This window comes from Mumia flava, from assembly GCF_002797495.1.
Classification (GTDB): Bacteria; Actinomycetota; Actinomycetes; order Propionibacteriales; family Nocardioidaceae; genus Mumia; species Mumia flava.
On record NZ_PGEZ01000001.1, the window covers coordinates 1,204,707 to 1,219,732 of the forward strand.

The following is a 15,026-nucleotide window of genomic DNA, read 5'->3' on the forward strand; positions in this document are numbered from 1 at the left end:
TCACTTCCTGCGGCTGCGGATCCGGCGCTCGACGCCCCAGTAGACGATCGCGCCGACCCCGCTGAACACCAGCAGCATGATCCACAACGGCCACGTGAAGTCGAACCACAGGAACTCGAAGCTCACCTCGTCGGTGTTCTGCAGGATGAAGAGCAACGCCGCGAGCGCGATGACCGCCGGGATCCCGAACCGGCGAACCTGCTCCGAGGTCACCTGGGAGGATCCCGGCGTGCGCTCGGGATCCTGTGACGGGGCGGGATCGTTCACGGGCTGACCTCTCATTCCTGGCTCGTGGACCACCCTGTCAGAACGAGTCGGTCCACGCAGAGCCCGGCTCTCCCCAGGTCGCGTTCCATGTGCGTCCCGGGCTTCCCCCGAGGTTCGAACAGGTGTACGATTAGAGGGAGTCGGACGGATCGCGGCGAGGAGGTGCAGGGATGACGCAGAACGTCGACGCAGCCGGCGACGCGCGGAGCGCGCCGGACGTGGGCGCGGTGGTCGACGACCTCGCCGACGTCACGCGGCGGATCATCGACCTCCGAGCCTCGACCGACGGCCTCGACCGCGACGACGTCAGCCGTCTGATGCGGGCGGTCCATGCCCTCGAGCGCGCCGGCCAGGCGTTGGCCCTCGACCTGACCCGACGCGCGTCGCGGACGCGACCGGACCGCGCGGACGCCAGCACCTCCACCTCCGGATGGTTGAGCCGGCAGACCGGCGCGTCTCGACAGGAGGCGGGCCGGGACGCTCGGCTCGCCGAGGACCTCCCGGACGTCGCGCCCCAGACGCACCGTGACCTGGCCGACCCCGATCTCTCGAAGGAGAAGGCCGAGGTCGTCGCCGCTGCGATGCGCCGCGTCCACGGGCGTCTGAGCCCGGACGAGCGAGAGCGGGTCGAGTCCGATCTGCTCGCGAAGGCACGGCGCTACGACGTGGTGACGCTTCGGCGTGCGGCGAAGCGCGTCCTGGAAGCCATCGACCGGGAGTCGGCGGACCGCGAGGAGTCGGCGACGCTCGAGCGGGAGGAGCGCGCCGCCCGGCGCCGTGCCGCCGTCTGGCTACGACCGCCGGACGGGGACGGCATGGTCAACGGTGGCTTCCGTCTTCCGGAGCTCGAGGCAGAGATGCTGCGCACGGCGCTCGAGGCGCGGACGGCTCCGCGCAGTCCGGTCGTGGCGGGTGGCGCGGCGGGTGCGGTTGGCGCGGCGGGTGCGGATGGCGCGGCGGGTGCGGATGGCGCGGCGGGCGGTACGGCCGGCTCGGTCGGGGCTTCGACCAGCACGTCCGACCGCGACGCACGGGACTATCCGCAGCGGCTCGGCGCGGCGCTCTGCGATCTCGTGCGGGTGTTCCGCGACGAGCGCCAGCACGGCGGGACGACGGCGACGGTGGTGGTGACGACGGATCTGGAGACGCTCCGCGGCGAGATCGAGCGAGCGGGCACCACCTCGGCTGGCTCCCGCGTGTCAGCCAGGGAGGTCCGCCGGATCGCCTGCGACGCACGGATCATCCCCGCCGTTCTCGGCTCGCGCGGGCAGGTGCTCGACCTCGGGCGCAGTCAGCGGCTGTTCAGCGCGGCGCAGCGGACCGCCCTCGCTCTGCGGGACGGCGGGTGCGCGTTCCCCGGTTGCGACCGGCCTTCATCGTGGTGCGAGGCACACCATCGGACGCCCTGGTCCCAGGGCGGCAGCACCGATCTCGAGGACGGCGTGCTGCTCTGCGGTCACCATCATCGGGTGATCCACGCAGGCGAGTGGCAGGTGAGGTTGGCGCGCGACGGGCTGCCCGAGTTCCTGCCGCCCGCGCGGATCGACCCCCGGCGACGCCCACGGCGCAACGACCGGTGGCGACCTGTCACCCACCCAGCAGCGGCACGAAGCGGTACGCACCGTGCCGCGTGACCGTGACCTCCCCAGCGGCGTCGCGGACCACGCGAAGCATCTCGCCCCGGACCGGGATCACCATGATCCCCGGCGCCCCGACCTGCGCGACCAGCTCCTCAGGAAGGCGGTGTGGCTGCGCCGAGACGAGGATGCGGTCGTACGGCGCCCCGGCCGGCCAGCCGAGCTCACCCTCGCGCGCCTGGACGATGCGTGCCCGCCCGACCGCGGTGCCGTCCGTTCGCGCGGTGCCGTCCGTTCGCGCGGCGCCGTCCGTTCGCGCGGCGCGGGACGTCTCCGCCGCGTCGCGCGCGAGCACGCGGGCGACGGCGGCAGCGCCACGCTCGACCAGATCGGGCACGAGCTCCACCCCGACGACCTCGCCCGGCGCGCCGACCAGCACCGCGAGCAGAGCCGTGGTCCAGCCGGAGCCGGACCCGACATCGAGCACCCGGCCACCAGCGGGCACCTCGAGCAGCCGGAGCATCGCCTCGACCGTGCGAGGTTGGGAGTTCGTCTGGCCGTGCCCGATGGGGACCGGCCCGTCGTACTCCGCCGATCCACGCAGATCCTGCGGCAGGAAGTCCGCCCGCCGGACCCTGCGCATCGCCTCGGCGACCGGGTCGCGCGTCTCGACCATCATCGGTGTCCACTATCGTTCACGGCATGGACTGGCTGCTTCGCATCCTGCTCGTGATCCATCTGCTGTCATGGGCGTTCGTGGTGGGAGCCTGGCTCAGCCGGCTGCGCGCCCCGGTCCCGATCGCCAAGGGTGTCTCGCACGCCGCCGCGACCGCCCTGCTCACCGGCCTCCTCATGGTCGGCGTCCGCGAGATGGACGACCTCGAGGTCAACAACGCCAAGATCGCCGTCAAGCTCGTCGTGGCGATCGTCGTCACCGTGCTGGCGTTCGTCGCGCAGCGCCGGAACGACAAGGCTCCCGTCGGGATGGCCCACGCGATCGGCGGCCTCGCGACCGTCAACGTGCTGATCGCGGTGCTCTGGACCTGACGGGCCTCCGCCGGAGCTGACGCCCCCCTCGTCACCGTCGAGCAGGTCGCCGGTGCGGGGCGGATCACCATGCTCGAGCGCGTCGGCGTCCTCGAACGCCTCGGCGTCGTCGAGCACCTCGGCGTCGTCGAGCGCCTCGCCACGGAACCGTCGCACGCTGTAGACGATCAGCGTCAGAGCGATCAGGCTCGACAGGATCATGCTCGTGCCGGTCGCCCACCCCTCGAACGGCAGGTGCGGCCCGAACGGACCCCACTCGGGAATCTCCGGCCCGATCCACCAGATGACGCCGAACGCCATGACGCAGAACGCCGACAGGATGCTGGCGCCGATGCGGACCCACGTCTCGACCCCGTAGCGCGCCGCGTCGAAGGCCTTCTTCTTCATCGGGACGACCTGGCGGCGCGCCCACTCGTACCGGTTCGAGAGCACCGCCAGACCCGCGAAGATCATGAGCAGACCGGGTCCGGGCAAGACGAGCGCCGCGACGCCGGCGACGACGAGCATCCACCCGAGCATCTCCAGACCGGTCGCGCGCAGCCAGGACGCGAAGCTCCTCACCATCGACGGTCTCCCGAAGAACACACCCCCAGCATGCCAGGGGTTCAGTGAGCCGACCTCCGGCGCTGCTCCGCGGCCCACCGCACCAGGGTCGACGGGCTCATCGGACCGCCGAACAGATAGCCCTGCATCGCCAGGGCCTCGAACTCCTGCGCGGAGACCAGCGACTCGATCACCTCGACCTGGCTGCGACGCTCGATCCCCTCCACGACGGTCCGCAGACGCAGCGCCGCGGCCATCTGCAGCATCGACGCGAGGAACTCGGCGCGCCGGCGGTCGGCGTCGACCTCCGCCGAGAAGATCCGGTCGAGCTTGAGCGTGTCGACCGGCAGCCGCATCAGCCGCTCCATGGAGGAGAAGCCGATCCCGAAGTCGTCGACCGCGACCTCGATCCCGCCCGCGCGCAACGTGTCGAGCACGCCCGACGCCAGCGTGTCCTCGGAGATCACCTCCGTCTCGGTGACCTCCAACGTCAGCGAGAACGGCGCCAGCCGGACCCGGGTGCGTTCGACCGCATCGAGGAACCGGGGCGTCCCGAGCTGTCGTGCCGACATGTTCACCGCGATCGTGGTCCCGTCCGGCAGCGCACGCGACAGCTGCGGCACGTCCGCCCGGACGAGATCGAGCACCAGCTCGCCGAGCTGCTCGATCAGGTCGGCCGACTCGGCCAACGGGATGAACTCCTCGGGCGAGACCACCTCCCCGTCCTCCGTCCACCGTGCCAGAGCCTCGACCGCGAGCAGACCGCCCGTCGACGCCGAGACGATCGGCTGGTAGACCACCCGCAGCCGCTTGTCGGAGATCGCGGCCGCGAGGCGTTCGGCCAGCTCGAGCGACCGGAGCCGCTGCGTGCCCATCGCGGGCTCGTAGACGACGGTCCGGTCACGCCCGGTGCGCTTGCCCTCGTACATGGCGATGTCGGCGTTGCGGAGGAGATCGTCGACGTGGTCCGGCCCCGCGTCGTACGCGATCCCGATGCTGACCGAGATCGCCAGCGTCGCCTGCTCCGCACGGATCGGACGCGCCACGAGCTCGCGGACCTGCTCGGCGACGACCACCGACCGGGCCTGCGCGTCGTCACCGGTCACGAGGATCGCGAACTCGTCGCCGCCGAGGCGCGCCACGCAGACGTCGTCCGGCAGCCCGTCGGACAGCCGGCGAGCGATCCTTACGAGGGCCGCGTCCCCGCTGGGGTGCCCGAACCGGTCGTTGACCTTCTTGAACCCGTCCAGATCGCAGAACAGCACGGCGCGCCGCCCCTCGGTGGCCGCCAGCGTGTCGAGGAAGACCGCCCGGTTGACCAGCCCGGTCAGCGGGTCGTGCTCGGCGGCCTCCTCGAGGTCGCGGTTCATCCGCATCCGCGACAGAGCCTCCTCGGCCTGCTGGGCGATCGATGCGATCGCCTCGGCCAGGCTCAGCGTCGCGTCGGGCGTGCCCGGCATCGGCGCCACGACCAGCCAGCACACCTGGTCGCCCGTGATGAACAGGCGGCGCACCTCGTCGCCCTGCGGCATCGTCGTCCACAGGCCCGACTCGGTCGGGTCGCCGAGACGTCGGACCCCGGCATCGATGATCTCGAGGATCTGGTCCTCCGACGCGGCCGAGTGCAGTGCGCGCGCCGTACGGAAGAGCACGTCGAGCCGACGGGCGGTCTCGCGCTGGCGGGTCACGCCGTTCACGGCGACCAGCACGATCACCAGCGCCGGGGCCACGGCCAGCAGGGCCCACCCGGAGACGGCGCGATAGAGCAGCACGCACACGTAGCCCATCGCGGCGACGCCGAAGAACACGCCGTACAGCGTCCCGACCTCCCAGACCCGGCGTCGGGCCGAGCCCACCACGGCACCGCCGCCCTCGCCGAGCCCGACCACCGCCACACCGAGCGCGAAGTAGGCGCTGAAGGCCAGGACGACCGCGACGACCTCCTGCACCCCGAAGGTGCGTGACGTGTCCAGCACCGCCACCACGCCGACGGCGACCGCACCGCAGACGACGGCCAGCGCCACGTCGTGGACGCGGCGACCCTGCGGGTTGACCAGCAGGCGCGCAGCCACGACGCCGACGGTCCAGACCACCAGGGCCTGCGGCCACGGGAGGGTCAGCGAGAGGAACAGCAGGACGCTGGCCTCTGCCCCGACGACCTGGTCACGCCCGAGGTACAACGGCGCCGCGCTCGCGAGCGCGACCACGGGGACCGCGGCCCACCACCACCACGCCTGCTCCCAGCCCTCGTTCGGCACCGCGACGACAGCGGTCAGGCATGCGGCAAGAGCGAGACAGACCAGAATCCCCGTGATTGCCGTCCCGAGACGCCGGCGCATCGCCCGCGCCATCCAGGTCCCCCGTTCCCGCCCTGGTCGCGCTCCGCGACCGCCGCACCCAATAGAACAACACGCGCGGCGTCCGCGTGCCCGATTGCCGGAATCGCGTCAGGGCCTGGAGACGAAGATGTGCTCGGCAGCGTCGGGATCGATCTCGGCGGTCTCCCCACCGCGAGCGACGACGATCCCGCCGTCGGGCGCACCGGAGACCAGCACGTCGTTGCCGGGGAGGACCCCGACACGGCGCAGCACCGACATCGCGGACGTGTCCTTCTGGAGCTCCTCGCCGATCCGCCGGACCATGAGGCGGCTCGCGCCGCCGTCGCGCGGGAGCGCCGCGGGCATGTGCATGACCCCGTCGCCGAGGAACGCCTCGGGCGTCGTCGCGTCCTCGCCCAGCTCGGCGAGACCGGGGATCGGTGTGCCGTACGGCGACTCGGTCGGGTGCTCGAGCAGTGCGACGAGCTTCTTCTCGACGTGCTCGGAGATGACGTGCTCCCAGCGGCACGCCTCCTCGTGGACGTACTCGATCTCCAGGCCGATCACGTCCGTCAGCAGCCGCTCGGCCAGACGGTGCTTGCGCATCACGCGGGTCGCGAGGGAGCGTCCCTGCTCGGACAGCTCGAGGTGACGATCGCCCTCGACGGTGAGCAGGCCGTCACGCTCCATCCGCGCGACCGTCTGGCTGACGGTGGGGCCGCTCTGGTGCAGCCGCTCGGCGATCCTCGCCCGGAGGGGGACGATGCCCTCTTCCTCCAGCTCGTAGATGGTGCGCAGGTACATCTCGGTGGTGTCGATCAGGTCGCTCACCCACCCATTGTTCCACGACCTCCGGGTCCCCCGTCACCGCGCCGGCGCGGGCCGGCGGCGACAATGCGGACATGACCACGATCACGATCGACCCCGCCTTCAACGGACCCGACCGGTCCGGCAACGGTGGGTACGTCGCCGGGCTCGTCGCGAGCGGGCTCGGGGGTGTCCCCACCACGTCGACCCTGCGGGTCCCGCCGCCGCTGGGGGTCCCGCTGGAGTACGAGGTCGATCCCGATGCGGGTCGGGCGGAGCTCCGCGACGGGGACGCGGTCGTCGGCACCGCGACGGTGCTCGAGGGCGGCTTCGACGTCCCCGCTCCGCGCTTCGTCGAACCCCCGCTCGCCCGGCGCAGCGCCGAGGACTACCCGGGGTTCGCCGAGCACCCGTTCGCACGGTGCTTCACCTGCGGGACGGCACGCGAGGCCGGGGACGGACTTCGGATCTTCACGGGCCCGTTCCCCGGGGAGGACGGCCTCGTGGCGGGCCTGTGGACGGTCCATCCTGCCTTCGGCGATCCCGTCGACGCGCCCGTGGTGTGGGCGTCGATCGACTGCCCGGGGAGCTGGGCGGCCGACGCCGGGGAGCGGGCGATGGTGCTCGGGCGGATGACCGGACAGGTGCTGGGCCCCGTGCACAGCGGCACGACGTACGTGGTGGTCGGCGCCCTCCGTACGACCGAGGGCCGCAAGCGACTCACGGGCACCGCTCTGTACACCGAGGACGGGACGCTGGTGGCCCGCTCGGAACAGACCTGGATCACAGTCGACGTCGCCGCGTTCCGCTGATCCGGCCCGTAGACTGGAGAGGTCGCGTCGTACGCAGTGCAGCGTCCGCGGCCACTCGGATCTCTGACCCCACCCCGCGCGAGGAATGCCCGTGAACGCACCGTGGTGGCGCAACGCCGTCTGCTACCAGATCTACGTCCGCTCGTTCGCCGACTCCGACGGCGACGGCATCGGGGACGTCCGTGGCATCACGTCGCGGCTGGACTATCTCGCCGGCCTGCACGTCGATGCGCTCTGGCTGACCCCGTTCTACCGCTCGCCGCAGGCCGACCACGGCTACGACGTCAGCGACTACCGCGACGTCGACCCGCTGTTCGGGACGCTCGAGGACTTCGACACGATGCTCGCGGGCGCGCACGAGCGCGACCTCAAGGTGATCGTCGACCTGGTCCCGAACCACACGTCGTCCGACCACCGGTGGTTCGTCGAGGCGCTGGCGGCCGAGCCGGGTTCGCGTGCGCGGGACCGCTACGTGTTCGCGGACGGGCGGGGCCCCGACGGCGCCGAGCCGCCGAACAACTGGCAGTCGGTCTTCGGCGGCCCGGCCTGGACGCAGGTCCCGGACGGTCAGTGGTACCTGCACCTGTTCGACGCCAGCCAGCCCGACCTGAACTGGGACGACGCCGAGGTCGGTGACGAGTTCGAGTCCGTGCTGCGGTTCTGGCTCGACCGCGGCGTCGACGGCTTCCGGGTCGACGTGGCTCACGGGCTCTTCAAGGCTCCCGGTCTGCCGGACGTCGAAGGGCTGGGGCCTGCCGGCGAGACGATGGACGCCACGTTCTCCGAGTGGGACCGACCGTACTGGGACCAGCCGGGCGTGCACGACGTGTACCGCCGCTGGCGGCAGGTCCTCGACTCCTACGACGGCGACCGGATGATGATCGGCGAGGCCTGGGTCGGCACGCCGGAGGCGATGGCGCGCTACGTCCGTCCGGACGAGATGCACCAGGTCTTCAACTTCCAGTGGCTGTCCACGCCGTTCAGCGCCCCCGAGCTGCGACGCGTCATCGACGACACGTACGCCGCGGTCGCGCCCGTGGGCGCGTCCCCGACCTGGGTCCTGTCGAACCACGACGTCGTCCGCACGGTCACCCACTACGGCGGGGGCGAGATCGGGCTGCGCCGGGCGAAGGCGGCGCTGCTCACGATGTTCGCGCTGCCCGGGTCGGCCTACGTCTACCAGGGCGAGGAGCTCGGGCTGCCGCAGGTCGAGGTCGCACCCGAGGACCGGCAGGACCCGACCTGGCTGCGGGGCGGCGGCGTCGGGCGCGACGGGTGCCGGATCCCGGTGCCGTGGGACGGCGACACGTCGCCGTTCGGCTTCTCGTCGGGCGAGCCGTGGTTGCCGATGCCCGGCTGGTTCGCGGACCTGACCGTCGAGCACCAGAGCCACGACCCGTTCTCGACCCTCGCCTTCGTCCGATACGCCCTGGCACGCCGGCGAGGTCTCGTCGACGACCTCTCGGACAAGCTCGTGATGCTGGAGCGCGGCGACGACGTCGTGGCGTTCCGGCGTGACGGGGCCGACGGCGGCCCGGCGCTGGTCTGCGTCGTGAACTGCGGCGACACCGACCATGCCGTCGCCGATCTCGGTGACCCGATCGTGCTCTCGACTGCGCTCGCGGAGGACACCGGCGCTCTGCTCCCCGACGCGGCCGCCTGGTTCTTGGCCTGACGGCGAGGCGTGCTCGCCGTCCGGGCGGGCGGTGCGGTGGGAACCCACTCACCTCCGGGCGACGAGCCCGGCATCCGTCTGCGTTGCAAAACGATATATCGCGATGTACTGTCGATAGCACATGAGACAACGAACGAAAGGAACCCTCATGCGTACGACAGAGTTCGACACCCCGTTCGGGCCCCGCAGCGGCCCGAAGACCCGCCGACGCGACCACCGCGGTCACGGACGCGGACGTGGACGCGGCCCCGGCGGCCCCGGTTTCGGTCCCGGCGGTGCCCCGTTCGGCGGCCCCGAGTTCGGCGCTCCCGGATTCGGTGGACGGCGCCGCGGCGGTCCCCGTGCCCGACGCGGCGACGTGCTGCTCGCCGTCCTCTCGGTGCTCGGCGACGAGCCGACCAACGGCTACGGCGTCATCGGCGCCGTGGCGGAGCGTACGGACGGCCGCTGGCGCCCCAGCCCCGGCTCGATCTACCCCGTCCTGCGTCGCCTCGAGGAGGGCGACCTCGTCATGAGCGACGAGGACGGGACGTTCTCGCTCACCGAGTCCGGCCGTGCGTTCCTCGCCGACCGAGCGGACGACGTCGCGAAGGTCTGGGCGAGCACCGAGCCGAGCTCGCAGGCCGCCGAGGACCTGCACTCCGGCATCCGCAAGCTCGCCCGCGCAGCCCGTCAGGTCGCCGAGGACGGCACCGACGACCAGCGCGCCCGTGCCGCCGAGGCGCTGGACGAGGCGCGGAAGACCCTCTACGGCATCCTGGCCGAGTGAGCGGTCACGGGGTGGGGTGGCGCGAGTCGTAGCCGAGGAACCCGCGCTGCAACCCGACCGCGAGCAGCGTCCCGGCGACGCACGCCACCCCGCCCAGCAGCATCGCCAGTCCCTCGCCGCCGAGGTGCGCGAGCGAGCCCGCGACGAAGTCCCCGAGTCGGGGCCCTCCGGCCACCACCACGGTGAAGACGCCCTGGAGCCGCCCGCGCAGTGCGTCCGGCGCGGCCTGCTGGAGCATCGTCGACCGGTACGCGGCGCTGATCATGTCGGCCGACCCGGAGAGCGCCAGCATCACGACGAGCAGCCACAGGATCCCGGCGAACCCGATCGCCGCCACGCCGGCGAGCGCGACCGACACCCCGTACGCCACGACCGCGACCGTGATCGCGAGGCCGTGCCGGTGGATCCGGCTGATCCAGCCGGAGAACGCGAACGCGACGATCGACCCGATCGCCGGTGACGCCTGGAGCAGTCCGAGCATGTCCGGGCCACCGGCGTACACCGTGACCGCGAGCGCGGGGAACAGCGCGCGCGGCTGCGCGAGCACCATGGCGCACAGGTCGACGACGAACGTCATCCGGATGTTCGGAGCGCGCCGCAGCCACGACAGCCCTTCGACCACCGACCGCAGCCCCGGCGCGCGGCCCGTCGCGCCCTCGGGCGGGATCGCGGGCAGCCGCAGCAACGCGTACAGCGCCGCTGTGAACGTCAGCAGGTCGATCGCGTACGTCGCACCGACCCCGGCGGCGCCGATGATGACACCGCCGAGCAGCGGCCCGACGGTGAAGCCGAGGTTGAACGACGCCATCCCGAGCGCGTTCGCGGCCGGGAGGAGGTGGGCCGGCACGATCCGCGGAAGGATCGCCGAGCGGGCCGGGTTGTTCACCGCGAACAGTCCGCTCTGCGCGGCCACGATCCCGTACAGCAGGCCGACCGAGCCGACCTCGAGCACGGCCTGCGCGAGCAGAGCGGCCGTGCACAGCCACAGTCCGACCGCCGTCACGACGGCGACCGTCCGGCGGTCGAAGTGGTCGACCAGCGCCCCTCCGTACAGCCCGAGCCCGACCAGCGGCACCAGAGACACGAGCCCGACCAGGCCGACCGCGAACGACGAGCCGGTCAGGTCGTAGACCTGGAACGCGACGGTGACCGTCGCCATCTGCTGCCCGAGCTGGGAGATCGTCTGCCCGACCCAGAGACGACGGTACGCCGGGGACTCGCGAAGGGGTCGGATGTCGGTGAGGAGCCGACGTGCTGCTGCCACGAAAAACCATTGTGCGTTGCAACGAGATAACCCGTTGTCCCGGGTCGACCCGGCGGCGTACCGTCGAGACACACAGGGAAGGAGGTGGTCCGATCAATGATTGACGTACGGACTTGTGAGGTGGCTGCGCGCTAGCAGCTGGTGACGGGATCACTCGCCACCGCGCAGCGAATCCCAACGCAGTCACCCGACCCGCGGGGGCCGAGATCTTGTCCACTCGGCATTCAACCCCGCGGGTCGTTCCGTGTCCGGACCCGGCCGCGCACCCCCGCGTACGCTGGCGTGGTGATCGAGATCAAGACGCCGGCCCAGATCGAGCGCATGCGCGAAGCCGGACGCGTCGTCGCCGACGCGCTCGCGGCGATGACCGAGGCCGCCGTGCCCGGCGCGACCCCCCAGGACCTCGACGAGGTCGGTGCCCAGGTGCTCCGCAAGGCCGGCGCGACCTCGCCGTTCCTCGACTACCACCCCGGGTGGGCCCCGACGCCGTTCCCGGCCTCGATCTGCGCGAGCGTGAACGACGCGATCGTGCACGGCATCCCGAGCTCCGACCCGCTGGTCGAGGGCGATCTGGTGAGCATCGACTTCGGCGCCCTGCTCGACGGCTGGGCCGGTGACGCGGCCACGAGCTTCGTCGTCGGCGGGGGGACCGACCCGCTGATCGAGACCACCGCGGCCGCGCTCGCCGCCGGGATCGAGCAGGCCCGCCCGGGCAACCGGCTCGGCGACATCGCGCACGCCGTCGGCGCGGTGGCGCGGGCCGCCGGCTACGGGCTGCTCGCCGACCACGGCGGCCACGGGATCGGCCGCACCATGCACGAGGACCCGCACGTCCCGAACGAAGGGCGGGCCGGCCGCGGCCTGAAGCTCCGCGCCGGCCTCGTGCTCGCGATCGAGCCGATGCTGATCGCCGGGGGCGGTGACGACTACCGCACCGACGCCGACGGCTGGACCCTGCGGAGTGCCGACGGGACCCGCGCGGCGCACGTCGAGCACACCGTCGCGATCACCGAGGACGGGCCGCGCATCCTGACGCTGCCCTGATCAGATCACGGCGCGAGGCGCTCCCGTACCCACCCGCCGCGACCGTCGGCACGGAACCGCAGCCGGTCGTGCATGCGCCCCGTCCGACCCTGCCAGAACTCGACCGTCTCCAGCGCGACGCGGTAGCCGCCCCAGTCGTCCGGGCGCGCCACCGCGGTGCCGTCGGGATAGGTCGCCTCCGCCGCGTCGTACGCCCGCTCGAGCTCGACCCGGTCGGCGACCACGCGCGACTGCGGCGACGCGACGGCACCGAGACGCGAGGGGCGCGGTCGCGACGCGAAGTACGCGTCCGACGTCTCCTCGTCGACCCGGGTGACCGGCCCCTCGATCCGGACCTGGCGCTGGAGCGGGTGCCACAGCATGACCAGCGCCGCGTACGGGTGGGCGGCAAGGTCGTCGCCCTTGCGCGAGGAGTAGTTCGTGTAGAACACGACCCCGTCGGCGCCGAACCCCTTGAGCAGCACGGTCCGTACGGAGGGGCGACCGTCCGCCCCGACGGTGGCGAGCGCCATCGCGTTCGGGTCCTTCAGCCCGGCTGCGACGGCGGCCTCGAACCACCGCTCGAACAGCGCGACCGGGTCGCCTCCCGCGTCGCTCTCGGTCAGTCCGGCGGCCTCGTACTCCTCGCGGAGCGCGGCGATCGCGTGCGGGTCCATGCCCCCACACTAGGCGGAGATGGCAGAGTGACCCGCATGACTGACGAGGTGAAGGAGGGGCTCGAGGGCGTCGTCGCGTTCGCGACCGAGATCGCCGAGCCCGACAAGGCAGGGTCGTCGCTGCGCTACCGCGGCGTCGACATCGAGGATCTGGTCGGCCGGGTGCCGTTCGAGAAGGTCTGGGGACTGCTCGTGGACGGCGCGTACGAACCGGGGCTGCCGCCGGCGGAGCCGTTCCCGATCCCGGTGCACTCCGGCGACATCCGCGTCGACGTGCAGAGTGCGATCGCGCTGACGGCGCCGGCGTGGGGGATCCGCCAGCTCTACGACATCGACGCCGAGCAGGCGCGCGACGACCTCGCGCGGACCGCGGTGATGGTGCTGTCGTACGTCGCGCAGGCCGCGCGCGGGATCGGCCAGCCGATGGTGCCGGAGTCCGAGATCGACAAGGCCCGGACGATCACCGAGCGGTTCCTGACCCGCTGGCGCGGCGAGGCGAACCCGGACCACGTCAAGGCCATCGACGCCTACTGGACCTCGGCGGCCGAGCACGGGATGAACGCCTCGACCTTCACGGCGCGGGTGATCGCGTCCACCGGCGCGGACGTCGCCGCGGCGCTCTCCGGAGCGGTCGGGGCGATGTCCGGACCGCTGCACGGCGGGGCTCCCTCGCGCGTCCTCGGGATGATCGCCGACGTCGAGCAGACCGACGACGCCCGGACGTACGTGAAGGGTCTGCTGGACTCCGGTGAGCGGCTGATGGGGTTCGGGCACCGCGTGTACCGCGCCGAGGACCCGCGGGCCCGGGTGCTGCGCCGCACGGCCCGCGAGCTGAACGCGCCCCGGTACCAGGTCGCGGAGGCGCTGGAGGAGGCTGCCCTGGCCGAGCTGCGCGAGCGCCGGCCCGACCGCGTGCTCGAGACGAACGTCGAGTTCTGGGCCGCGATCGTGCTCGACTTCGCCGAGATCCCGCCGCACATGTTCACCTCGATGTTCACCTGCGCCCGCACCGGCGGGTGGAGTGCCCACATCCTCGAGCAGAAGCGCACCGGCCGGCTGATCCGCCCCTCGGCGGTCTACGTCGGACCGGGCACGCGTCCCCCGGAGGACGTCAGCGGCTGGTCCGACACCTGGACCTGGCAGTAGCCCCCCGCGCCCGCGATTTGACGCGTTTCCCACCCTTCTGGCTGAGCAGATCGGTGGAGAACGCGTCGAATCGGGGGCGCGACACCGGGTTGTGGATGGCCGCAGCGCGGAATCGGCGTGACACGGCACCGTACGGGTGGTGCGCCCGCTCCCCGAAGCCGTCAACCAGCCCTTCAGATCCGACGCCGCCCACGAGCTGGGCATCACCCCGCGACAGCTCGACGGCAAGCGGTTTCGGCGCCTCTTCCGCGGGGTCCACGTCGCGGCGTCGGTTGCCGTCACCTTCCGTACGTGGTTGCAGGCGGCGCTGCTGGTTCTCCCCGCCGACGCCGCGATCAGCCACCTCACGGCCCTGCGGATGTGGGGTCTCGAGCTGCGCGGCATGCACCCCCTCCACTTCTCCACGAACACCCAGGCGCACCGCGAGCGCGACGGCATCGTGCTTCATCGAAGACGCGGTCGCCTCCGTCCTGTGACGCTCGACGGTTTCCCGTGTCTCGGCCCCGACCGGACGTACGTCGACTGCGCCACGATCCTCAACCTCGTCGAGCTCGTCCAGGCCGCCGACCATCTGTTGTACGCGGGTCACACCTCTGCGGACCAGCTCCGCGCGTACCTCCATCGCACGCACATCGACGGTGTGGTCCGGGCGCGCCGGGCCTTCCCGTACGCCCGGGAACGTGCGGAGTCGCCGATGGAGACGCTGATCAGACTCTCCCTCGTGCTCGCGCGCTTGCCCGAGCCCGACGTCAACCCGGACGTGCTCGACGGTCGTGGACGGTTCCTCGGGCGGTGCGACCTCGTCTACTGGAAGCACCGCGTCGTCGTCGAGTACGACGGGGAGTGGCACGAGCGCTCGCGCCGGCAACGGGCCCGCGATCGAACACGTCGGGAGAACCTCGAACGCGCCGGCTGGACGGTCATCGTCGTGCTCGTCGAGGACCTGCTGGACAAGCGCGCGATCGCCTGGCGCGTCTTCCATGCACTCCGCGACAACGGGTACGCCGGGCCGCCGCCGCACTTCAACACGATGTGGCAACGGTGGTTCGGGAAGTGCACCCGTCCTGCCGCCCCGCCCGCGCCCCCGATTTGACGCGTTCT

The 15,026-nt window shown here is 72.1% G+C and carries 14 protein-coding genes and 1 pseudogene; 7 read left to right on the forward strand and 8 right to left on the reverse strand.

The window, feature by feature from the left end:
- Entirely contained in the window at positions 1-267 is a 267-nt protein-coding gene (locus CLV56_RS05705) for a lipopolysaccharide assembly protein LapA domain-containing protein (RefSeq protein ID WP_039343006.1), read from the reverse strand.
- A gap of 170 nt (positions 268-437) precedes the next feature.
- Here CLV56_RS05705 and CLV56_RS05710 point away from each other — a divergent pair, with 170 nt between their 5' ends.
- Positions 438-1,901, forward strand: coding sequence for an HNH endonuclease signature motif containing protein (locus CLV56_RS05710; protein WP_157805076.1), 1,464 nt, complete (start codon positions 438-440; stop codon positions 1,899-1,901).
- Here CLV56_RS05710 and CLV56_RS05715 read toward each other — a convergent pair.
- From CLV56_RS05715 to CLV56_RS05730, 5 genes and pseudogenes are all read right to left on the reverse strand, one after another.
- Positions 1,855-2,523, reverse strand: a complete 669-nt coding sequence (locus CLV56_RS05715) for a protein-L-isoaspartate O-methyltransferase family protein (RefSeq protein WP_039343009.1) — start codon at positions 2,521-2,523, stop codon at positions 1,855-1,857. The two genes, CLV56_RS05710 and CLV56_RS05715, sit on opposite strands and share 47 nt — an antisense overlap.
- A gap of 65 nt (positions 2,524-2,588) precedes the next feature.
- Positions 2,589-3,278, reverse strand: coding sequence for a hypothetical protein (locus tag CLV56_RS05720; RefSeq protein ID WP_245857917.1), 690 nt, complete (start codon positions 3,276-3,278; stop codon positions 2,589-2,591).
- A gap of 3 nt (positions 3,279-3,281) precedes the next feature.
- Positions 3,282-3,455: pseudogene (locus CLV56_RS21350) on the reverse strand (PGPGW domain-containing protein); the annotation flags it as partial.
- 41 nt (positions 3,456-3,496) lie between these two features.
- Positions 3,497-5,692 carry a putative bifunctional diguanylate cyclase/phosphodiesterase gene (locus CLV56_RS05725; protein WP_100414521.1) on the reverse strand — a complete coding sequence of 732 codons (2,196 nt, stop codon included), beginning with the start codon at positions 5,690-5,692 and terminating at the stop codon, positions 3,497-3,499.
- A gap of 189 nt (positions 5,693-5,881) precedes the next feature.
- Positions 5,882-6,583 (reverse strand): iron-dependent transcriptional repressor DtxR, encoded by a 702-nt coding sequence (locus CLV56_RS05730; RefSeq protein WP_039343012.1) that lies wholly within the window; start codon positions 6,581-6,583, stop codon positions 5,882-5,884.
- 71 nt (positions 6,584-6,654) lie between these two features.
- On the opposite strand from CLV56_RS05730, the gene CLV56_RS05735 reads away from it, so the two are divergent.
- From CLV56_RS05735 to CLV56_RS05745, 3 genes are all read left to right on the forward strand, one after another.
- Positions 6,655-7,371: a hypothetical protein gene (locus CLV56_RS05735; RefSeq protein WP_039343015.1), complete on the forward strand. Its 717-nt coding sequence runs from the start codon at positions 6,655-6,657 to the stop codon at positions 7,369-7,371.
- An 85-nt stretch (positions 7,372-7,456) separates the two neighbouring features.
- Entirely contained in the window at positions 7,457-9,046 is a 1,590-nt protein-coding gene (locus tag CLV56_RS05740; RefSeq protein ID WP_211287986.1) for a glycoside hydrolase family 13 protein, read from the forward strand.
- 148 nt (positions 9,047-9,194) lie between these two features.
- Entirely contained in the window at positions 9,195-9,815 is a 621-nt protein-coding gene (locus CLV56_RS05745) for a PadR family transcriptional regulator (RefSeq protein ID WP_100414522.1), read from the forward strand.
- A gap of 4 nt (positions 9,816-9,819) precedes the next feature.
- On the opposite strand, the gene CLV56_RS05750 is transcribed toward CLV56_RS05745, so the two are convergent.
- Entirely contained in the window at positions 9,820-11,079 is a 1,260-nt protein-coding gene (locus CLV56_RS05750) for an MFS transporter (RefSeq protein ID WP_039343017.1), read from the reverse strand.
- Positions 11,080-11,364: 285 nt separating this feature from the next.
- On the opposite strand from CLV56_RS05750, the gene map reads away from it, so the two are divergent.
- Positions 11,365-12,123: a type I methionyl aminopeptidase gene (gene map / locus CLV56_RS05755; RefSeq protein WP_039343110.1), complete on the forward strand. Its 759-nt coding sequence runs from the start codon at positions 11,365-11,367 to the stop codon at positions 12,121-12,123.
- 5 nt (positions 12,124-12,128) lie between these two features.
- On the opposite strand, the gene pdxH is transcribed toward map, so the two are convergent.
- Positions 12,129-12,779 (reverse strand): pyridoxamine 5'-phosphate oxidase, encoded by a 651-nt coding sequence (gene pdxH / locus CLV56_RS05760; RefSeq protein WP_039343020.1) that lies wholly within the window; start codon positions 12,777-12,779, stop codon positions 12,129-12,131.
- Between the two features lie 36 nt (positions 12,780-12,815).
- On the opposite strand from pdxH, the gene CLV56_RS05765 reads away from it, so the two are divergent.
- Both CLV56_RS05765 and CLV56_RS05770 read left to right on the forward strand, forming a co-directional pair.
- Complete coding sequence (locus tag CLV56_RS05765; RefSeq protein WP_039343022.1) at positions 12,816-13,925, forward strand: citrate synthase 2; 1,110 nt, start codon at positions 12,816-12,818, stop codon at positions 13,923-13,925.
- Positions 13,926-14,064: 139 nt separating this feature from the next.
- Positions 14,065-15,018, forward strand: a complete 954-nt coding sequence (locus tag CLV56_RS05770; RefSeq protein WP_157805077.1) for a DUF559 domain-containing protein — start codon at positions 14,065-14,067, stop codon at positions 15,016-15,018.
- The last annotated feature ends 8 nt before the right edge of the window (positions 15,019-15,026 follow it).